Below are 20,279 nucleotides of genomic sequence, written 5' to 3' on the forward strand. Positions count from 1 at the left end.
GATTGTCTATTGGGAGACTAGCCATGATTGCAGATAATACAGGTACTACTCGAAACGCGAGTTTGATGTCTATTGCCACTAGTGGTGTGAATGCCAGTAATGAGTTGCTTAGAACCACAGGCCATAATATCGCGAATGTGAATACAGAAGGTTATGTACGAGAACGTACCTCTTTCGAAAGCCAAGTCACGGGGGGGGTAGGGCAGGGCACGACTGAACGGGTTATCAATGTTTTTGCACAAAATCAGCTTAGAAGAGACACCACCCAATTAAGTGAACACGAAAATTTTTATAATAAAACTACCATTTTAGATAATGTATTTGCCAGCGAAGCAAATAGTATCTCTAAAAGTATGAGTAGTTTTTTTGCCTCCATGCAAACGGCAAGTGATGACCCTACTAGTATTGCAGCTCGCCAATTAGTATTAGGAGAAGCAGAATCACTGATCGGCCAAATAGGCACAATTTCAGGTTTTTTAACAGAAAAAGAAAGAGAACTAAATATTGAAGTGACGGCCAATATCAATAAGGTTAATAGCTTAATTAAATCTATTGCTGAATTGAATGAAGCTGTTCGTGTTAACCAATCTAGTAATATATTTGATGAACCTGGTACCTTAAAAAACCAACGTGATAGCGCCATTCTTGAATTATCTAGTTTGTTGTCTATAGAAGTGCGAAATGATCCTAAAGATACGGGAGGCTTGTTAGTTAATCTTAGTTCGGGTGAATCTTTGGTTTTACAAGATGGCTCAATGAACTTGTTTCAAGTGAATAACGACGCAGACCTTAATTACAAATCTTTGCAGTTAACCAGTAATGGTAAACCTACAACGTTAAACCTAAGAGAAACCAATTTAGGTGGTGCGATAGGTGGATTATTTCGTTACAGAGATGAAGTTTTAGAAACTAGTCGCAGAGAGTTAGGTCAAGTCGCGATGGCCGTTACCGAGTCGTTAAATAATCAAAACCGATTGGGTATGGATTATGATGGTCAACTTGGCGGAGACATATTTAAACTGCCCGATATTATTGGTTTAGAACATCCTGATAATGTGGGGGTAAATGGTACTGTCACTGGCCGCATTACCCAAGGTGAAGCTGGAAAAATTACCAGTGCTGATTACGAAGTGACAATTAATAGTGTAGCCGCTGGTGCGCCGGCAACCCTGAATGTCACTGTGGCGGCTTTGAATGCTGACGGTTCGTCTGTGCTTGATATTAATGGCACGCCTATTACTCAAACTTATCCAGCAATTGAAGCTCAAGGTGGAACATTTACCTCAGTAATTGGTGGTATCGAATTAGAATTCTCTGCTGGGGCGGCTTACACTGCTGGTGATAAGTATTTGTTACAACCCACAAAAAATACGGCAGACAGAATAGAAGTGTCCATGACCCGTCCTGAAGATCTGGCTTTAGCTTCTCCTATCCATGTTGAACCTAGTATCAAAAATTTAGGTGATGCAGAAATTATTTCAAGTAAAGTGACTAATACCTTTATTGATAACACCTTTGCAGATAGTCGAGTGTCTGGGTTTAATGATGCTGGAGGGATCCATGGCCCCGGCTCTTCACCAACTGGAGCGGGTGGTGTTGGTGCACCCGCAGAAATATTCTTTACTGCAGAAAATGCTTATGAAGTGCGAGATAGCAGCGGCAATGTTATTACAGAAGTAACCGGAACCACTGATTTTAATAATATGTTAGCTCAGGCTGAAATTTCTGGTACTGGACCTACCTGGCCCGCGGCTTTTAGCGCTTTAGATAATTATCCCGGTTATGATCTATCTATTCAAGGGGTTCCTAAAGCTGGAGACAGTTTTACTATTGAATATAATATCGATGGCCTGAATGATAATAGAAATGGCTTAGTATTAGCTGATCTGCAGAATCAAAATATTATGCAGCTAAATAATAGTGGTTCAGGGCAGCCTGTTAGTTTTCATGAAGCTTATGCTAATACCGTCAGCGATATTGGCCAAAAAACTTCCAGTGCCGATATCGCAATGCAAGCGGCTGCAGCCTTAAAGTCACAATCTAAAGATTGGTTTGATTCCGTTTCTGGGGTGAGTTTAGATGAAGAGGCCGCTAACTTGGTTAGATTTCAACAATCTTATTCCGCTGCCGCTAAACTAATTGGAACGGCACAAGATTTGTTTAATACAATATTGAATATTGTTTAATAAGGTTTATTACGGGTTAAATTATGCGTATTTCTACAGGACAACTTTACGATCGAAGTATTCAAGCTGTATTGGAGAATCAAGGAGATTTATCCGACATTCAGCAGCAATTGTCTTCTGGTAAAAAACTGTTGCGTCCATCAGATGATCCTGTGGGTGCATCTCAAGTTATCCGTTTAACAGAAGAAATTGACCTTATAGCTCAGTACAAAAAAAATAGTAACTTGTTAAGCAATAGTCTAGAGCAAGAAGAGACTGTACTAAAAGCTATCAGAACCGCAACCGATAGAGCTAGAGTGCTTATGGTTCAATCTGGTAATGGAATTGTGGGTACAGAAGATCGAAAAGCGATTGGTATAGAAATTACTCAGATCAGAGACCAAATTTTTGATTTAATGAATAGTCAAAACCCTGCAGGCGAATATATTTTTGCTGGCTTTAAATCATCAGATCCTGCATTTTCTTATAATCCTAGCTCGAGCGATAACAAGTATACTTTTCAAGGAGATTCAGGGGCTAACAAGATTCAAATCTCAAGTACGGTTCAAGTCCAAATGAATAGTTCTGGCAAAGACGTATTCGAAGATGTATATGCTCGCTTTAAATCTACAATATCCGGCTCTGTTGGGGTCACATCAGCTCAATTGGATATCAAACAGCAGAGTACTTTTGATCAATTTCATCAAAGCAATTATGATGCTCTAACCCCTGTTAATAATCAATTTCGAGTCACCATTTTATCTGCCACACAGGCTGAAATTAGTAATGTGGGAACAGGTGCGGTGCTAGATACAGTGGATTTTAGTAGCGGTACGCCATTATTTTTTAAAGGGCTAGAACTTAATATTGAAGGTGCACCAGGCAATACTGTAGATTTTCAACTAGAGCCACCGCAAAAACAAAATATTGCAGAAACGCTGAATAACTTTATCAATGCTCTGAATAGCGACACTATCTCTGACGGAGATTTTCAAGAAGCATTAAGTGATGTTTTATACGGTACTGATAATGCTTTGACTAAGATTGGCAACGGAATTTCCGAAATTGGTGGTAGAGGTAATATCACAGATGCGGTATATGCCTCGAATTTAGATTTAGAAATTACTCATAAAACTGCACGTTCAAACATTGAAGAAGTTGACTACGCTGAAGCTGTATCTGAATTGAGCCGCCAAGAAGCAGCGTTACAAGCAGCGCAAGCTACATTTAGTAAAGTAACCGGCACGTCACTGTTCGATTATATTTAGATAAAACGAATTTGTTTTTTTGAAAAGCATGGCTGCGCCACTTATGTGCTGCGCTTATTGATGTGCTGCGCACACTAGAGCGCTATAGCATTCACTTCGTTCACAATGCATGCGCTTCGCTTATCGTCATCTCGATAACTGCGTCCTGCGTTATTCTACCTTCCGCCATCCTTGGCGGTCGCATGACGTTTTTCAAGCCTCATCCATGAGGCCTGACTGACTTATGTTATGAAATACTTCCCTATATTTCACCCTTCGGGCCGCACTAAAGTGCGTTCTAAATTTATCCATTAAATTTAGTCAACAGCTAAGAAAAGTAAGCAAAAGAAGCCGGTCTCCAACAAAGCTCTTACCCTATTTTTTATAAACTCAAAAGGCCGTGCTGATTTGTTCCCGACAAAGCACCACTTAATTGGCTATCCTTGCCAATTATCCATTTGAGTTTGTAATAAAAAATAGCGAGCTTTGAGTCGCGACAAAGTCAAAAGCATCGGCTTCTCCACTTAAGTGCTGCGCGCATTTTATTCGCTACGCTCACCGTCATCTCGATAACTGCGTCCTGCGTTTTTCTATCTTCCGCTGTCCCAAACAGTCAGTCATTCCGGAGCGCTTTTTAGCCGAAATCCATGGTTAAGTAAAATTTAAAGCCGAAAAACTCTATCTGTTGTAATAACTTACGCTCTATGCTTAAAATATGTGAAATCTAAATATGGTAAAAGCGTGTATCTAAACACTGGCTTTTTGGTTTGTTACTTTTGTTAGCTACTCACGGGGTGTGTATGAATGAATTATTACTGCTTGCACTGTTAACCACAATCACAGGAGCTTTACCTTTAATTTTTGTTGGCTATCAAATTGCTGTCAATAACAAAAATCATTGGATAAATGGTGTTGATCAATCGACATTATCAAATCCCGAAGGTTTTGCTAAATTCGTTGGGCACAGCATAACAATAACTGGTGTGCTAATTTCTGTGGTTTCTCTGCTACTTTATATGCAAGTTATTAATTATATTGGTTTTGCTATTGCACTAACAATGGTGTCAATTTTGCCGTTACCTTGTTTTTTTAAAGCGAAGAAAAAATACGCATAAAGCAAGATCTTCGTCTTTGGCTTTTTCTCGAATCTCGTGGCTCGCTGCTTTCTAGCTGATTTAATCTGCTTCTCTTCTTTTGTAGGTCGTCCATTTATGGCGTCTTTTGTTTAATATTTGATGGGCTAAAGCCACGACTTACAATAGCTTTAAGTCACCGGATCCCGGCTAAAAAGACTGCTGGGAAGACAACTTTTTAAGCTGTGATATAACATTAAACCTCCGTGAACTCTCTGCTCTGTGGTTCAATTTCTTTTGTTTTTGCTCGAATCTTCACTAATCTATTCGTTTCATGGCAAGTTTATATACATCACCTTTATTACGTTTGCCTACAGAGATGACAGTGACAGTCACCACTTCATCATTGACCTGGTAGACTAGTCGATAACCGGCTTGTCTGAGTTTGATCTTGTATAATTCGTTACCACCCGAAAGTTTTGCACTTTCAATACGAGGATTGCTCAACACTTCTGCTAGTTTTTTCTTAAATTGCGACTGAATGGTTGCACCCAGTTTTTTCCATTCCTTAAGGGCCGACTTTTTAAACGCTAACTCATAAGTCATTTAAGCTAACCTTAACGTTAGCCTCATTTTTTCTTTGTTCAACAATTGCTAATAATTCTAGATCTTCAATATGATCCATCATGAGTTCATAGGTTTCGGCAGGTATACAATAAAATGCAGGTTCATTTCTATTTAACACGGCAATTGCTTCACCATGAGCACTTAACGCGACCTTCATTGGGTTTGCTTTAAGTTCGCTAATACTTGCTGCAGTTTCAGTCAATATTCGAGTTGTCATACTATTGTTAGTACTTTTAAGTAGTCGTTAATTAGGTCTTAGTATAAGCCCCAAAACTTAACAAGGCAATTAAAACGGACACAAAATAACAGGCAACTTTCGCTTCACTTATTAGTTTAGCCTGCTTTTATCTTTACCTTTGTGCAGCGCAGCTTCTGTGATGAATTGCTTTTTTCTTTAGATTTTAACATTTATGCGCTTTTCTCTGTGACAAGCTTTTGCCTTTGTCTCGTATCTCGAATCTAGTATAACTCGCTACTTCATTTGTTTTTTCACTGCTTTACGCTGCTAAGTCTGCTCCACTCTGCTGCAATCTGCTTCTCTTCAGTCTGCCTTTAATAAAGTTTGAAGGTTGATTTCTGCTAGATACACATTGGTTTCTCGACTTTCATGAGATGAATAGTAGCTTACGTACAGCAGTTCATCTTTTATCACTAATCCTGGGTAGCTGTTGTCGCCGGCAGAGGGCAGGGTCGTGAGTAATTTTAGCTTGCCACTTGTTAATTCTAACGACAATATTCCAGTCACCAATTTTCGGCCTTGTGCAATTCTTCCTGCTACTAAGGCTAGATCATCTTTAATCTGCAACATGACGGGGCCGCCAATATAGGCTTTAAGATCGATCCATTTCCATTGTTTGTAAGGGTAATGGCTATAGCCTAGTTGGGCTGAGTAAGTGTCTGCATCTCGCCTGACTAATGCGTAGGCTATATTGTTTTGAAAAATAATCGCGCTTTCGTTGGGGTAACCCTTATTGTGTTTGGTTAAACTCAAAACATTCGCTTGGTGTAGGTGAAAACTTCTTCTTGGATCGCCTTTATAAAAATGAAGGGCATTGGCTTTACGATTGTAAGCCAAGCCATAAGCAATATCTTTATGCCAGGTTAAGCGCCATAACCACCAACCTTTATCAGCAAATTCTGTGCTTGAAGTCCAACTCTTTCCACTTTGCGACAGCCAACATAGATTACGGGTAGAAACGGTCTGATTATTCTTATTTGTCAGCCTTGCATAAACCGTGAGTAATAATTGGCCTTGTGCAGTCACACTGAGTTTTGGATCCCTAAGATCAGTATTGGCTAAAGTTATTTTAGTATCAAAGAGTGTCTCACCAGAAAAGTTCAAAGCAATAATTCGAATGCTGCCATCTCGACTAATATGATCTTTTGCTTCCCTAAAACAACAAAATAATAGCTGTTGGTACTCACATAAATCTGTAAAAGCATTGTGATTTGCTTTGTTTGCTACTTTTTTTAACCAATTAATGCACATTTTTTGATCTTTTTTTAGTTTGATAACTTATTGAAACTCAAGTGAATAATATATGCAAAGGTGGCAAAAAGCTGCCGCTTTGAATAAATAAAGGCAAATATTGTTAAAGGGATTTTTAAATAGGTCGATAAAATTTCTGAGAGAGCCAGTAGTAATAATTTTAAAATATCAAAATTATTACTCTATTAGTGTTATTTAACCAACCGAATTGTTTTCGGTCGCCAGCATCGCCTGGACTGAGAGTGTAGGAGAAAAACCATGGGTTTATACGTAAACACCAATGTATCATCGTTGAACGCGCAGCGTCAGTTGTTCGATTCGGCACAATCATTAAATACTTCTTTTGAACGTTTGTCTTCAGGTTTCCGTATTAACCGTGCGGCTGATGATGCTGCTGGTTTGCAGATCACTGACAGATTAACTACTCAAGTACAAGGCTTAAACCAAGCCGCTCGTAATGCAAACGATGCTATTTCGTTAACGCAAACTGCTGAAGGTGCGTTAGGCGAGGTAACTAATTCGTTACAACGTATACGTACACTAGCTGTACAATCACAAAATGGTATCAACTCTTCTGCAGACCGTGCGGCCTTGCAGAAAGAAGTGACAGCCCTTAAAAATGAAATAAGCCGAATAGCAACTGATTCACAATTTGGTGACTTAGATATTCTACAAGGTGATTTTTCTTCTAAATTCTTAGTGGGTGCTAATGGTGGTCAAAATATTAGTGTTAACCTATCTAGAACTGATGGCTATGGAGCCAAGGGGCTAGGCGTTGCAGAAACATCAGTAGCTACTGTTGCGGATGCATCTGCAGCGTTGACAGCAGTTACCGCCGCTATATCAACAGTGGGTGGTGTACGAGCTGATTTAGGTGCTTTACAGAATAGATTCCAATCTACTATTCGTAACTTAACTAATATTTCAGAAAACGTATCTGGCGCACGTTCACGTATCAGAGATACTGACTTTGCATCAGAAACAGCTGAATTAACTCGTAACCAGATTATTCAGCAAGCAAGTTTGACTGTACTAAGTCAAGCGAATCAACGTCCACAAGCGGCTCTATCTTTATTGGGTTAATGAATCTCTAGCGAATATTTTTTGAATATTCGCTTCTCGTTACCCCAGGTTTCGAGATATTCACTTGCTTTAGGCATGTAGGCTAGGAGGTAGTGAATCCAATTAATGTATTGAGCAGGTGAGTATTTCGCTCACACTCTCTTTCAAAAGAGCCCAAAACCGGATTAATTTCCGGTTTTATTTTTTCTTAACTAATTGATTATCAAAGACTTTAAAAATTAGTGATATTTATCACTAAAGAATTTCTGCTGTCCGCACGATAAATGTACATAGACGTTACGCAACTCATAAAAATAACAAGCGAACGACTAAACAGAGATCGCATAATAATAAAAGCAAGATCCTGTTACCGCAGAGGCAACTAATAATAAAAATAGCCCAGCGGATATATTTACCAAATCGTTAGGAGAAAGAAAATGGGCTTATTCGTTAATACGAATGTCTCGTCGTTGAATGCTACCCGTCATTTAGCGAACTCAGGCATCAATTTAAGTACTGCATTTGAGCGGTTGTCATCTGGCTTTAGAATTAATAGTGCCAAAGATGATGCTGCAGGACTGCAGATATCTAACCGCCTTACCACTCAGGTTTTAGGCCTTAATCAAGCAGTAAGAAACGCTAATGATGCAATTTCATTGTCTCAGACAATTGAAGGCGCCTTGGCTGAAACTACTACAGCTCTGCAAAGAATACGTGTTTTGGCGGTACAAGCGCAAAACGGTATTAATGGCTCAGCTGATAGATTAGCACTGCAAAAAGAAGTCACAGCTCTTAAAAATGAAATTAGCCGAATAGCATCCACATCTCAGTTTGGTGGAGTAAATATCCTGGATGGTATTTATTCATCAGCCTTTTTAGTGGGGGCCAATGCCGGACAAACTATTAGTGTTAATGTCGAAAGGTTAGGCGGTTTTGGTGCCTCAGGATTAGGTATTGGTAATGTCACAATTGCCAATGTTGAAGGCGCATCTGCGGCTATGACCTCAGTGTCTGATGCTATTTCGATTATTGATGCTAAACGTGCTGATCTCGGTGCACTACAGAATCGATTCCAATCTACTATTCGAAATCTTAGTAGTATTTCAGAAAATGTGGCAGCGGCAAGAAGTCGTATACGTGATACTGATTTTGCCGTAGAAACGGCAGAGTTAACCCGTTGGCAGATAGTTCAACAAGCCAGTACTACAGTTTTGAGTCAAGCAAACCAAAGACCTCAAGCCGCTCTATCTCTATTACAATAATAGTCAGTAGAAACTGATGAGTGGCTAGAAAAGAGTTGATAGTGCGAAGGTAAGTAATATGAATTGTAAGCTTCAGAGTATACATGAAAGACTGATGCTAACCATAAAATATTAGATTTTATGGACAAGAATTAGACATGAAGTCATCATTTTAATTGTAAGTTGTGAAGGCTGAGGGCAACTGAATAAAAATGGTTATTGATTAAGCTTCATGAGCAAACTTTCAGTGGATTTATGAGCATAGTTGAATTGCGTGATTTTAATTTATCAAGATTAGCTTAGGCTTTTTGATAAATCGCTAACAAACAGAAAAGACGCCAGGAGGTAGTGAGGTATTGAGGTTTAGGCCATCAATTCTGTTTGTCAGCTTGAGCTTACGCTCTCACTTTTACTTTTATTGCGTGCGTCAAACACTCAATAAAATTGTTAACCAGGGTACCAGCTAACAAATAACTTAAAGCACGTAGTGTGCCAATTATTAATATTAGCAATACCAATAAATGCTGACGTCAAAAATATAAAAATAAGTCAGCATTTGGTTAGGAGATGAAAAATGGGTTTATTCGTAAATACAAATGTGTCGTCACTTAATGCGTCACGACACTTAAATAATTCAGGTGGAAATTTAAGTACAGCATTCGAACGCTTGTCATCAGGTTTTAGGATCAATGGTGCTAAGGATGATGCAGCTGGGCTACAAATTTCTAATAGGTTAACCACTCAAATTTTGGGGCTTAACCAAGCAGTTCGAAATGCGAATGATGCTATTTCACTGTCACAAACAATTGAAGGGGCGTTGGGGGAAACCACCACAGCGCTACAAAGAATAAGAGTTTTAGCTGTGCAAGCACAGAATGGTATTAACAGCTCTTCTGATCGGGTTGCACTACAGAAAGAAGTAACAGCCCTTAAAAATGAAATCAGTCGAATTGCATCAACGTCGCAATTTGGTGGAGTCAATGTGTTAGACGGCTTGTACTCTTCTAAATTTTTGGTTGGGGCTAATGCAGGGCAACATATCAGTGTTAATGTTGAGAGGGCTGGGGGATTCGGAGCGTCAGGTTTACTAGTGGCGGATGTTTCAATCGCCACAGAACGTGGCGCGTCAGCCGCAATGGGGGTGATATCGGAAGCTATATCGATCATTGATGCTAAGCGGGCTGATTTGGGGGCATTGCAGAATAGGTTTCAATCGACTATTCGTAACTTGTCGAATATATCTGAAAACGTCTCAGCGGCAAGAAGTCGCATACGTGATACCGACTTTGCCGTAGAAACGGCAGAATTGACCCGTTGGCAGATAATTCAGCAGGCCAGTACAACAGTATTGTCGCAAGCTAATCAAAGGCCACAAGCAGCTTTATCTTTATTAGGATAACAGTGAGTAATAGAAACCTAGTAATAAAAAGCTAGTAAGAAAAACTAGAGGGTAGGAAATGAGAGGCCGACCTGAGTAACATAAAGGAAGCTTGTTACTATATGCCAGAGGAGGGCACTATTTTTCATCTAGCCTAGGCTTTATGAAACACCAGTTTGCTCCAACTCCTAACGTGAGCAAGTTGGTCGGGGCGTTTGCCTCGGCCTTTTTTAGGATAAAATACTGAAGAAAATAGAAAATAGAAAATAGAAAATAGAAAATAGAAAATAGAAAATAGAAAATAGAAAATAGAAAATAGAAAATAGAAAATATTTAAAACGTCGACTAACAGGACTGAGAGTGTAGAATTTGGTTGAGAGGCCAGTATTCATCTCTAATCCCGCCAGTCGACAGAAACTGTCTTTGCTCCAACTCCTAACGTGAGCAAGTTGGTCGGGGTGTTCTTTTAGAGCCCCCGGCCTTTTTTATGTAAGCTGCAATAACAATCGCAGTCTTATCAAACAAGGTCTATCTCAATTCCCCTGTTTTAATTAAAACGTCGACTAACAAGACTGAGAGTGTAGAAATTTGGTTGAGAGGCCAGTATTCATCTCTAATCCCGCCAGTCGACAGAAACTATATTTACTCGATTCCTAACGTGAGCAAGTTGGACGAGGTACATGCCCCGACCTTTTTTATTTACACAATTCAAATAAATGGTTTTATGTAATTGCTAAAGTATTAGCATTCATTATGCCAACTTTAAAAACTTCATAAAAATAATCAAGCTGTCAGTTAATTTATGACGCTGTGTGGCTAACTGATTAACTAATCAACCTGAATTCTGAATAAGCCGGGCCTTTCGATAACGTCAAATTAATCGCTTATTGATGGTATGGCCAAGGGGAATTGATTGTTTTAATTTAAATATTTGGCCAAATAGTGAGTGATTTTTTGTCGTTTGAATAAAAATATTTCCGTTAAATCGGCAATGGTGATTTATTGGAAGGGCCGCCATATGAAGGTTTCAGCTTATTAAAACTAAAGGTAGGGAATATTATTAAAAAAAATTAAAAATAAATTAAAGTTACTTTAGTAACTGTCGATAACTTTAGTTGAGGGGTGATCTATTTGATTGCTTTTATTCTAAATCTGAGTAGAGGTACTCGGTTTTAATAAAGTGAGGTAATGTGCGGGGGAGGCCCTAAGCATTAAATTGAGGCAAACTTACTGATCTAAGTCTTTATCGACAGGCGGTGAGTTTTCAGGAGGTTTTTTATGGGTTTATTTGTAAATACAAATGTGTCTTCTTTGAATGCTCAGCGTCAGCTGTTTGGTTCAGGTCAAGCACTTAACACTTCGTTTGAACGTTTGTCTTCAGGTTTTAGAATTAACCGTGCTGCAGATGATGCTGCCGGTTTACAAATTTCTGACCGTTTGACAACTCAAGTTGAAGGTTTAAATCAAGCTGTACGTAACGCGAATGATGCGATTTCGTTAACTCAAACTGCAGAAGGGGCGTTAGGCGAAGTAACTACCGCTCTACAACGTATCCGTACATTAGCAGTGCAATCACAAAATGGTATTAACTCGTCTGCTGACCGAGCGTCATTGCAGAAAGAAGTGACAGCACTGAAAAATGAAATCAGCCGTATTGCATCTAATACGCAGTTTGCTAACACAGATATTTTGAAAGGTGATTTTTCATCTAAATTCTTAGTTGGAGCAAATGGCGGCCAAACTATCAGTGTGTCGATTAAACAAACTGGCGGTTTTGGAGCGTCTGGTTTGTCTTTAGGGGATACAACAGTTGCCACTACTGCTGGAGCATCAGGTGCTTTAACTGCGATAACGACAGCTATATCAACTATTGGTGCTGCTCGAGCTGATTTAGGTGCGTTACAAAACCGTTTTCAGTCTACTATTAGAAATTTAAGTAATATTTCGGAAAACGTTGCTGGTGCTAGATCACGTATTAGGGATACAGATTTCGCTTCAGAAACTGCTGAACTAACTCGTAATCAAATTATCCAACAAGCATCATTATCTGTTTTAAGTCAGGCAAACCAAAGGCCGCAAACGGCTTTGTCTTTGCTTAGTTAATCATTTTTTAACTAATACAAATAGATAATGGCCGGCTATGGAAGTAGTTGGCCATTTGTTGTTTATTAAGAGGTGATTTATGAAAATTGATACTCACGCTAGTGGCCAAGATTTTGCATTATCTGTAGAGCCTATTAATTTAGTTTCGAATAAAAATGTTGATAAGTTGTCAGCTGAAGTTAAAGAAATATCAAGATTGGCCGAAACAAAGATTAATAGTTCTGTTTCTGCGAATTCTAAACAAATTGATAGTGCAGTGTCTGATATCAGTGAATTTATGCAAGCCAATACTAGGCAATTAAATTTTTCAATTGATGAAGGCAGTGAAAAACAAATTGTTAAAGTGACAGATAAAGAATCAGGTGAAGTGATTAGGCAAATTCCATCAGAAGAGATATTGGAATTGTCTGAGCGATTAAAAGATTTACACACAGACGTTGGTAACGCTGTAGGTGTTTTGTTTAATAAACAGGTTTAAATTAAAATATTAAACCAAATAGAATATAGATAAATGATATGTTGTTTTCGGATTATCTGTATCGAGGTGAGTTATGTCAATTCAGTCATTAGGTGTCGGTTCTGGTTTGGACTTAGAGGCACTAGTTACCCAGCTGCTTGAAGCTGAACGAGCACCAAAAACTGAACGTTTAGATGCGCGGGATGAAGCTGTACAAGCTGAAATTTCTGGCATAGGCCAGTTAAAATCTAAATTAGAAGATTTTGAAAAAACCTTAGATGATTTACGTACAGAAGCGAACCTTAAAGGCCGAGAACCGACTATCGACAACCCAACTGAGGGTGTTGAGCCATTTACTGCAGATGCATCGAATAGTGCAGTGGAAGCTGATTATCAGATAGCCGTTAAACAGCTAGCCAGTGGCAGTCGTATTCAAACTGCAGATGCAGTCGATGGTGGTTTTAGTAGCACAGCTGATTCTGTGTTATCTACAGGTACAGGTTCACTGACTTTTAAAGCACCTAAAGAATCAGGTGTTGGCTCTGATTCGTTTAATATTGCTATCACCAGCACTATGACATTACAGCAACTCAGTTCTGCTATTAATGCCAACAGTGATAATTTTGGTGTAACTTCAAGCATAGTCTCTACAGGTACTGCTGATGGTGGGGTAAAACTTGTTTTCACCTCTGATCGTACCGGGGAAGGCAATGACTTAGTCATAGTTAATGATACCGATAATGCGGAGTTAGATCGTTTATCTACCGTTCGTTCGGATGAATTGACGACTACCGCGAATAGTTTAAGTCCAATTTCCCCTGCGCAAAACGCTAAAGCGACGATAGACGGCATCGACGTTGAAAGTAAAACCAATGAATTTGAAAATGTCATTGAAAACGTTGAATTTGTTGCCACTGAGCTATCAGAGTTTGCAGCCGATGGTGTGACTTTTAGAACATCAAAACTCAGTATTGGTTTTGATAATGAAGGTGTTGAAAAAACCATTCGAGATTTTGTTGATAACTACAATAATTTGAATGCTGAAATCCAACGGCTGACTAAGTATGGTACCTCAGACCTAGAAGAAGATGGTGCGTTTGCTGGGGATTCGATGATTAGAGGGATTCAATCTGGGCTGAATAGTATTATGTTTTCTGCCGTTAATTCATCTGGCTTAGGTGGTTTGTTTCAACTGGGTATTGAATTCAACGAAGATGGTGATTTAGAAATCGGTTCAAATGACAAATTTGGATTTGGTAGCGGTGAAGATCGTTTAAAAGATGCATTATCAGATAATTTTGATGATATCGCTAGCTTGTTTACTGATGAAACTGAAGGCGTTGCGGTACGATTATATGACTTTGTTGATCAATACACATCTTATAGTGGAATATTAAAAAACCGCGAAAATGCAGCAAATGACACAAAAGATCAATTGTTGACAGAAAGAGAACAATTGGAATTAAGACTTATGGGGACAGAAGAAATTCTGAGAGCTAAATATTTAAATTTAGATTTAACTGTGTCTAAATTAAACAGTACAGGCTCAGCTTTATTAGCCTCACTTGGTAGTGCTTAATGAATCTTTATCATACATTGACGGAGAACTAACATGGCCTTAAAAGGTATCAATGCATATAAAAAGGGCAATCTAAAACAAGATATATCTCAGGCTGATCCACATAGATTAACTCTTATGTTGATGCAGGGAGCGTTAGATAAACTCGCTTATACTAAAGGTTGTATCGAACGTAAGGATTTTGCTGGTAAGTCTGAGCATTTATCAAGAGCATCAGCGATTGTGATGAACTTAAGAGATACCTTAGATTTATCTGAAGGAGGTGAAGTTGCCGGTAATTTGTTTGATTTATACGAATATATGTTACAACGTTTAATTGATGCAAATGTACAGAATAGCTTGAAGATCATTGATGAAGTGATTAGTCTACTTTCACCTATTAAACTTGCCTGGCTACAAATTCCTGAGTCTGCTAAACAAGAGGCTTATGAAATGCAAAGGCAAAAACGCCAAGCTGCAGTTTGAAAAAACTAACATTAGACCATTCTTATACACCTTCTTCTTTAAAGAACATTAATCAGGAACTGTTTAAGCTATTCGCTGAGACAGAGCCTGATGAAGCTACATTTCTCAAATTAGTATCAGAACGAGATGATTTTATTCAAAAATATTTGAACGAAATTGATCAAGCTGACAAAAGAAACTTTGCAAAAGCTGAATTAAAAGTTAATGGCGCGTTAGTTGCTTATGCTGATGAATTGTTTAAAGTGTCATTAAACCAACTTTCTCGATTAGTACGTGGTAGAAAAGCGGTTAAGAAATATAAATAATTGATTATTAGAGTTAAAAATAACTCTGTTATTATAAGTTTATAAATTTGCCCCCTAATTTAATTTATTCTATAGAAATGAATAATAAGGCTGTCTATGTTCGACAATAAATCAATTCTTATAACTGGTGGAACAGGGTCTTTTGGTAAACGTTTCACCGCGTATTTATTAAAACACTATTCCCCTAAAAAAGTGATTATTTATTCTCGAGATGAATTAAAACAATTTGAAATGCAGCAAGAATTTGATGCCACACCAATGCGTTATTTTATTGGTGATGTGCGAGATAAAGAAAGATTAATTTCTGCAATGCGAGATGTGGATTATGTGGTTCATGCCGCCGCTCTAAAACAAGTGCCTGCAGCTGAATACAATCCTAATGAATGTATTAAAACGAATATATATGGTGCGCAAAATGTTATCGATGCGGCTATTGATGCTAATGTTAGTCGGGTCATAGCTCTTTCAACGGACAAAGCGGCTAATCCGGTCAATTTATACGGTGCTACTAAGTTAGCCTCAGATAAATTATTTGTTGCAGCTAACAATATTGCCGGCGCCACTGGACCACGCTTTGCGGTAGTTCGCTACGGAAATGTGGTGGGTTCTCGAGGCTCTGTTGTGCCTTTCTATCATAAATTGTTAGATCAAGGTGTTGATGTTTTACCAGTTACCCATGAAGAAATGACTCGCTTTTGGATTACTCTAGATGAAGGCGTTGAATTTGTAGTACAGAATTTTCAACGTATGCAAGGCGGAGAAATATTTGTACCAAAAATCCCCTCTATCCGCATTATTGATTTGGTGGAATCAATTAGTGGTAAACGTGATTATGAATTGGTAGGTATACGTCCTGGTGAAAAGTTGCACGAAGTTATGGTGCCGGAAGAAATGGCTCACCATTCGTTAGAGTTTGATAATCATTATGTCATCACCCCTGCGATTAAATTCTTTGATAAAAATATCGATTATAAAAGGAATAAGTTGGGTGAAACAGGTAAACCTGTTTCTGATAAATTTGAATACCACTCAGGTACAAATCCTCATTTTTTAAACGTAGAAGAGTTAACTCAGCTCGACAAAGAAACTCTCTAAGCGGATAACGATATGCTTCCTTATGGTAAACATTCTGTGGATGAAGCAGATATAGATGCTGTTGTTGATGTTTTACGTAATCAATTCTTAACCCAAGGTTCAGTAGTTCCGCAATTTGAACAAGCCCTCTGTGAGTACACTTCTAGTTTATATTGTGTTGCTGTTAATAGTGGCACTTCAGGCTTGCATATTGCCTGCTTAGCTGCTGGCGTAACTAAGGGGGACCGAGTCTGGACTGTGCCAAATTCTTTTGTGGCATCAGCCAATTGCGCTTTATATTGTGGTGCTAGTGTAGATTTTGTAGATATTGATGCCGTTACGCGCAATATCGATGTTGAACTGTTAGCCAAAAAACTCAAAAATTCCGAACAAACGCATACTTTGCCTAAAGTGTTAGTGGTTGTGCATTTTTCTGGTTTAAGTTGTGATATGCAACCAATCCGAGCATTAACTGAAGAATATGGTGTGCTGTTAATTGAAGACGCAGCTCATGCCTTGGGTGGCAGTTATCATGATGGGCACAAAAGCTCTAAAATTGGCAGTTGCCAGTATTCAGATATGACAGTGTTAAGTTTTCATCCAGTGAAATCTATTACTACGGCTGAAGGTGGCGCGGTTTTAACCAATAATGCTGACCTATTCAATAAACTAAAATTGTTTGCTAAGCACGGTATAACTAAAGAACCGCAGCAAATGGTAAGTGAAAGTGATGGCCCTTGGTATTATCAGCAAATTGAATTGGGTTATAACTATAGACTTAGTGACTTACATGCCGCTTTAGGTTTATCGCAATTAAAAAAACTGGATGTTTTTATCCAAAAACGAAGAGAACTGGTTGCCCGATACCATGCTACATTAGCTGATTTACCGCTTATATTACCCAATTCTGCTGGTTATCAAGATAGTGCTTGGCATTTATACATGGTTGAATTGACAGAACACGATAGAAAAGACATTTATCAAAAGTTACAAGCCTCAGGGATTGGGGTAAACGTGCATTATATCCCTATTCATTTACAACCTTATTATCAAGTTAAAGGGTTTAACCAAGGTGACTTCCCTGCTGCAGAGCAGTTTTATGCTAAAGCACTAACATTACCATTATTTCCGGATATGACCTTTGAGCAACAATCCCAAGTGATAGATGCCTTACATCAGGTTTTATATGAGGAAAATCAGTGAATTTAGCGGTTATTCCTGCCAGAGGTGGCAGTAAAAGGATCCCTAGAAAAAACATCAAACCTTTTGCTGGTAAACCACTTATTGCCTATTCCATTGAAGCGGCGATTGCCTCTGGTGAGTTTGAAAAAATAATAGTGTCAACAGATAGTGAACAAATCGCAGAAGTGGCGCTTGAGTATGGCGCAGAGGTGCCTTTTTTGCGTCCGCCTGATTTGTCTGATGATTTTGTGGGCACTACACCTGTCACTCGTCATGCCATTGAATATTGCCAGCAGTTTTTGTTTGAGCCTGAATTTTGTTGTTGTATTTACGCTACAGCGCCTTTTTTAACTGCAGAATATTTAAGTTTAGGCCTTGAGCAGCTTAAACAAAATAAACAGAATAAATTTGCCTTTTCGGTAACCAGTTTTCCATTTCCAGTACAAAGAGCCCTGAAAAAACAAGGTTTGGGCGTGGCGGCTATGTATCCCGAGAATATAGCTAAACGTTCGCAAGATTTAGAAGAAGCCTACCATGATGCAGGACAATTCTACTGGGGAACTACAGCTGCATATTTACAAAAAGATAAAATTTTTAGTGAGTACAGTATGCCGATTATTTTACCTAGGCATTTGGTGCAAGATATTGATACTCCAGAAGATTGGTTTAGAGCTGAGTTAATGTATAAGGCTTATATTAAGAGAGATAATGGATAATTCAATGACAGACGATCCTAGCAATAAAAATAAAATTTTAATTATCCGCATGTTAACTTCTGCTGATGTGTGTGCCATTGGTTTACCCGCGATTCGTTTTTTTCAGGAAAAATTACCCGATTCAGAAATTCACTTTTTAACCTTTAATGATATTGCTAAAGTGATTACTGCGTCTGAGCCTAGAGTGCAAGTACATACTTTAGCTGCAGAACAATGGCCTGATGATTTTTTCCAAGCAATGGAGTCTTTCCTAGGATTGGCTGAAGATATTATTGGTCAAGAATATTCACAAATTATCAATTTAGATACTGCCTTTATGCCGTGTTTTTTGACTCGCTTTTTAAAAGATGCCGGCGAGCCTGTTGTCGGTAATTTTATCAGTATGTCTATTCAATATTTATTAACTAAAGTGCAAGAGCAAACTCTAGAGCCTGAATATGTCAATCTTGCCAGTGCCTATTTAGAAAGTAGCTTTATTGGTATGTATCAATGGATGACACCTTGGTGGCAGTCAATTAACTTGCCGGATGGTGGTTATCCTGAATTTTACCTTAAGCAATGTTGCGGGTTTGATATTGCCGAGTTACAACAATCAATAGTAGTTAGTCCTGATAAACGTTTAGCTAAAAAGGCAAAAACAAGTAAAGTGATTGGACTATGTTTAGAACACTCAGAAGATGGCTTTTTATATCCTTACACTCATGAACTTAAAAAGTTGTTACAGCAACAAGGTTTTGAAGTTTGGTCTGGTAGTGAAAGTGACGGTAATCCAAGTACCTTGCTTAAAATGATGGCCGCCAGTGACTTAGTGGTATGCAAATCGAATGGTGATAGATGGTATGCCCAAGCTGTTGATTGTCCAGTATTATTGATTACTGGGGCCAGCGAACCAGCAATTTTGATGCCCGACTTTGCCACCGATAAACTTGAGCTTTGCCCTAAACATGGTGTGCAATATACAGAAATGTTAACTGAAAAGTTGCTGTGTAATTGTGATAAAGCAGAAGATTTAACTGAAAGTATCACCTCAATATTTGAACATCTTGCAGAAGAGCAAAGTCATGGCTGATATTCGGATCGGTGATAGGTTAATTGGCGTTGAGCATCCACCTTTTGTTATTGCTGAATTAAGTGGTAATCATAACCAACAATTAGATTTAGCTATGGCTATGATCGAACAAGCCGCTAGGGCAGGGGCTCATGCTATTAAATTGCAAACATTTACCGCTGATAGCATGACCTTAGATGTCGATAACGAACATTTTGTGATCCAAGAAAAAGATAGTCTTTGGTACGGTGAATCATTACATGCTTTGTATCAAAAAGCGGCCACACCCTACGAGTGGCACAAGCCTTTGTTCGATAAAGCTAAGTCTTTAGGTATGTTAGCTTTTAGCTCGCCTTTTGATGCACAAGCTGTGGATTTTCTGGATGAGTTAGATGTTCCTTGTTTTAAAATCGCCTCCTTTGAGTTAACTGATTTACCTTTGATCAAAAAAGCCGCATCGAAAAACAAACCTCTAATCATGTCTACCGGCATGGCAAGTTTAACTGAAATAGAACAAGCTGTTACTACGGCCAAAAATGCCGGTTGCCAAGATATTATCTTATTAAAATGTACCAGTACCTATCCTGCACAGCCCACTAATACTAACTTAGCTACGATTGCTAATATGCAGCAGACTTTTGACTGCCAAGTTGGTTTGTCTGATCACACTGCTGGCATAGGTGTTTCGGTGGCGGCGGTAGTCCTAGGTGCTACTGTGATTGAAAAACACTTTGTATTAGATAGAAGTGCTGGTGGAGTGGATGCCGCATTTTCTTTAGAGCCAGATGAGTTCAAGTCTTTAGTCACAGAAACCGAAAGAGCCCATCAAGCTTTAGGGCGAGTGAAGTACGGCGGCACACCAGCGGAAGATAAATCGAAACAATATCGTCGCTCAATTTACATCAGTAAAGATGTTCAGCAAGGTGATGAATTAAACGCAAACAATATGCGTATAGTTCGTCCCGCTTTTGGCTTAGCGCCAAAAAATTGGGATAAGGTATTGGGAAAAGTGGCTAAACGTCACTTACCCAAAGGCACAGCTCTTGATTGGTCTATGTTCGAATGATT

General features: G+C 38.7%; 19 protein-coding genes. 16 read left to right on the forward strand and 3 right to left on the reverse strand.

Translation table 11 applies throughout. The annotated features are described in order from the left end of the window. The first annotated feature begins 23 nt into the window (after window positions 1-23). The 3 genes from GQR87_RS06550 (at window position 24) to GQR87_RS06560 (ending at window position 4,527) form a co-directional block, all read left to right on the forward strand. Window positions 24-2,186: a flagellar basal body rod C-terminal domain-containing protein gene (locus tag GQR87_RS06550; protein WP_158967698.1), complete on the forward strand. Its 2,163-nt coding sequence runs from the start codon at window positions 24-26 to the stop codon at window positions 2,184-2,186. Between the two features lie 23 nt (window positions 2,187-2,209). Continuing rightward, window positions 2,210-3,433, forward strand: coding sequence for a flagellar hook-associated protein FlgL (gene flgL, locus GQR87_RS06555; RefSeq protein ID WP_158967700.1), 1,224 nt, complete (start codon window positions 2,210-2,212; stop codon window positions 3,431-3,433). Between the two features lie 779 nt (window positions 3,434-4,212). Next, a complete protein-coding gene (locus tag GQR87_RS06560) occupies window positions 4,213-4,527 on the forward strand; it encodes a hypothetical protein (RefSeq protein WP_158967702.1) in 315 nt (104 codons plus the stop codon). Window positions 4,528-4,803: 276 nt separating this feature from the next. On the opposite strand, the gene GQR87_RS06565 is transcribed toward GQR87_RS06560, so the two are convergent. The 3 genes from GQR87_RS06565 to GQR87_RS06575 form a co-directional block, all read right to left on the reverse strand. Beyond that, window positions 4,804-5,091: a type II toxin-antitoxin system RelE/ParE family toxin gene (locus GQR87_RS06565; RefSeq protein WP_158967704.1), complete on the reverse strand. Its 288-nt coding sequence runs from the start codon at window positions 5,089-5,091 to the stop codon at window positions 4,804-4,806. After that, a complete protein-coding gene (locus GQR87_RS06570) occupies window positions 5,081-5,329 on the reverse strand; it encodes a type II toxin-antitoxin system Phd/YefM family antitoxin (protein WP_158967705.1) in 249 nt (82 codons plus the stop codon). The genes GQR87_RS06565 and GQR87_RS06570 overlap by 11 nt, the downstream gene beginning before the upstream one ends. Window positions 5,330-5,653: 324 nt before the next feature. Further along, entirely contained in the window at window positions 5,654-6,601 is a 948-nt protein-coding gene (locus GQR87_RS06575; protein WP_158967707.1) for a hypothetical protein, read from the reverse strand. A 258-nt stretch (window positions 6,602-6,859) separates the two neighbouring features. Here GQR87_RS06575 and GQR87_RS06580 point away from each other — a divergent pair, with 258 nt between their 5' ends. The 13 genes from GQR87_RS06580 to pseI all read left to right on the forward strand — a co-directional run bounded on the left by GQR87_RS06580 (window position 6,860) and on the right by pseI (window position 20,277). Further along, a complete protein-coding gene (locus GQR87_RS06580) occupies window positions 6,860-7,684 on the forward strand; it encodes a flagellin (protein WP_158967709.1) in 825 nt (274 codons plus the stop codon). A gap of 416 nt (window positions 7,685-8,100) precedes the next feature. Then, window positions 8,101-8,925 (forward strand): flagellin, encoded by an 825-nt coding sequence (locus GQR87_RS06585; protein WP_158967711.1) that lies wholly within the window; start codon window positions 8,101-8,103, stop codon window positions 8,923-8,925. A 553-nt stretch (window positions 8,926-9,478) separates the two neighbouring features. Further along, complete coding sequence (locus GQR87_RS06590; RefSeq protein WP_158967713.1) at window positions 9,479-10,303, forward strand: flagellin; 825 nt, start codon at window positions 9,479-9,481, stop codon at window positions 10,301-10,303. Between the two features lie 1,257 nt (window positions 10,304-11,560). Next, the gene (locus GQR87_RS06595) at window positions 11,561-12,385 is read left to right on the forward strand and encodes a flagellin (RefSeq protein WP_158967715.1); all 825 of its coding nucleotides are present in this window, start codon (window positions 11,561-11,563) and stop codon (window positions 12,383-12,385) included. Window positions 12,386-12,464: 79 nt separating this feature from the next. Continuing rightward, window positions 12,465-12,863, forward strand: a complete 399-nt coding sequence (locus tag GQR87_RS06600; RefSeq protein ID WP_158967717.1) for a flagellar protein FlaG — start codon at window positions 12,465-12,467, stop codon at window positions 12,861-12,863. 73 nt (window positions 12,864-12,936) lie between these two features. Further along, window positions 12,937-14,421: a flagellar filament capping protein FliD gene (gene fliD, locus GQR87_RS06605; RefSeq protein WP_158967719.1), complete on the forward strand. Its 1,485-nt coding sequence runs from the start codon at window positions 12,937-12,939 to the stop codon at window positions 14,419-14,421. A gap of 33 nt (window positions 14,422-14,454) precedes the next feature. After that, window positions 14,455-14,886 carry a flagellar export chaperone FliS gene (fliS, locus tag GQR87_RS06610; RefSeq protein ID WP_158967721.1) on the forward strand — a complete coding sequence of 144 codons (432 nt, stop codon included), beginning with the start codon at window positions 14,455-14,457 and terminating at the stop codon, window positions 14,884-14,886. Next, window positions 14,883-15,191: a hypothetical protein gene (locus GQR87_RS06615; RefSeq protein WP_158967723.1), complete on the forward strand. Its 309-nt coding sequence runs from the start codon at window positions 14,883-14,885 to the stop codon at window positions 15,189-15,191. Before fliS ends, GQR87_RS06615 begins: the two co-directional genes overlap by 4 nt. Window positions 15,192-15,287: 96 nt before the next feature. Beyond that, complete coding sequence (gene pseB, locus GQR87_RS06620) at window positions 15,288-16,286, forward strand: UDP-N-acetylglucosamine 4,6-dehydratase (inverting) (protein ID WP_158967725.1); 999 nt, start codon at window positions 15,288-15,290, stop codon at window positions 16,284-16,286. 12 nt (window positions 16,287-16,298) lie between these two features. Continuing rightward, entirely contained in the window at window positions 16,299-17,468 is a 1,170-nt protein-coding gene (gene pseC / locus GQR87_RS06625; protein WP_158967727.1) for a UDP-4-amino-4,6-dideoxy-N-acetyl-beta-L-altrosamine transaminase, read from the forward strand. Then, window positions 17,465-18,163: a pseudaminic acid cytidylyltransferase gene (gene pseF / locus GQR87_RS06630; protein WP_158967729.1), complete on the forward strand. Its 699-nt coding sequence runs from the start codon at window positions 17,465-17,467 to the stop codon at window positions 18,161-18,163. Before pseC ends, pseF begins: the two co-directional genes overlap by 4 nt. Next, on the forward strand, window positions 18,156-19,232 hold the full coding sequence (locus GQR87_RS06635; protein ID WP_233267408.1) for a glycosyltransferase family 9 protein: 1,077 nt from the start codon (window positions 18,156-18,158) through the stop codon (window positions 19,230-19,232). Before pseF ends, GQR87_RS06635 begins: the two co-directional genes overlap by 8 nt. Further along, window positions 19,225-20,277 carry a pseudaminic acid synthase gene (gene pseI, locus GQR87_RS06640; RefSeq protein WP_158967731.1) on the forward strand — a complete coding sequence of 351 codons (1,053 nt, stop codon included), beginning with the start codon at window positions 19,225-19,227 and terminating at the stop codon, window positions 20,275-20,277. The genes GQR87_RS06635 and pseI overlap by 8 nt, the downstream gene beginning before the upstream one ends. Window positions 20,278-20,279 lie beyond the last annotated feature (2 nt).

The organism is Paraglaciecola sp. L3A3, assembly GCF_009796765.1.
Taxonomy (GTDB): domain Bacteria; phylum Pseudomonadota; class Gammaproteobacteria; order Enterobacterales; family Alteromonadaceae; genus Paraglaciecola.

What these genes read in the sequence shown, in the direction of transcription:
- GQR87_RS06550 (WP_158967698.1), top strand. Translation starts at nt 24, where the DNA reads ATGATTGCAGATAATACAGGTACTACTCGAAACGCGAGTTTGATGTCT.
- flgL (WP_158967700.1), top strand. Translation starts at nt 2,210, where the DNA reads ATGCGTATTTCTACAGGACAACTTTACGATCGAAGTATTCAAGCTGTA.
- GQR87_RS06560 (WP_158967702.1), top strand. Translation starts at nt 4,213, where the DNA reads ATGAATGAATTATTACTGCTTGCACTGTTAACCACAATCACAGGAGCT.
- GQR87_RS06565 (WP_158967704.1), bottom strand. Translation starts at nt 5,091, where the DNA reads ATGACTTATGAGTTAGCGTTTAAAAAGTCGGCCCTTAAGGAATGGAAA.
- GQR87_RS06570 (WP_158967705.1), bottom strand. Translation starts at nt 5,329, where the DNA reads ATGACAACTCGAATATTGACTGAAACTGCAGCAAGTATTAGCGAACTT.
- GQR87_RS06575 (WP_158967707.1), bottom strand. Translation starts at nt 6,601, where the DNA reads ATGTGCATTAATTGGTTAAAAAAAGTAGCAAACAAAGCAAATCACAAT.
- GQR87_RS06580 (WP_158967709.1), top strand. Translation starts at nt 6,860, where the DNA reads ATGGGTTTATACGTAAACACCAATGTATCATCGTTGAACGCGCAGCGT.
- GQR87_RS06585 (WP_158967711.1), top strand. Translation starts at nt 8,101, where the DNA reads ATGGGCTTATTCGTTAATACGAATGTCTCGTCGTTGAATGCTACCCGT.
- GQR87_RS06590 (WP_158967713.1), top strand. Translation starts at nt 9,479, where the DNA reads ATGGGTTTATTCGTAAATACAAATGTGTCGTCACTTAATGCGTCACGA.
- GQR87_RS06595 (WP_158967715.1), top strand. Translation starts at nt 11,561, where the DNA reads ATGGGTTTATTTGTAAATACAAATGTGTCTTCTTTGAATGCTCAGCGT.
- GQR87_RS06600 (WP_158967717.1), top strand. Translation starts at nt 12,465, where the DNA reads ATGAAAATTGATACTCACGCTAGTGGCCAAGATTTTGCATTATCTGTA.
- fliD (WP_158967719.1), top strand. Translation starts at nt 12,937, where the DNA reads ATGTCAATTCAGTCATTAGGTGTCGGTTCTGGTTTGGACTTAGAGGCA.
- fliS (WP_158967721.1), top strand. Translation starts at nt 14,455, where the DNA reads ATGGCCTTAAAAGGTATCAATGCATATAAAAAGGGCAATCTAAAACAA.
- pseB (WP_158967725.1), top strand. Translation starts at nt 15,288, where the DNA reads ATGTTCGACAATAAATCAATTCTTATAACTGGTGGAACAGGGTCTTTT.
- pseC (WP_158967727.1), top strand. Translation starts at nt 16,299, where the DNA reads ATGCTTCCTTATGGTAAACATTCTGTGGATGAAGCAGATATAGATGCT.
- GQR87_RS06635 (WP_233267408.1), top strand. Translation starts at nt 18,156, where the DNA reads ATGGATAATTCAATGACAGACGATCCTAGCAATAAAAATAAAATTTTA.
- pseI (WP_158967731.1), top strand. Translation starts at nt 19,225, where the DNA reads ATGGCTGATATTCGGATCGGTGATAGGTTAATTGGCGTTGAGCATCCA.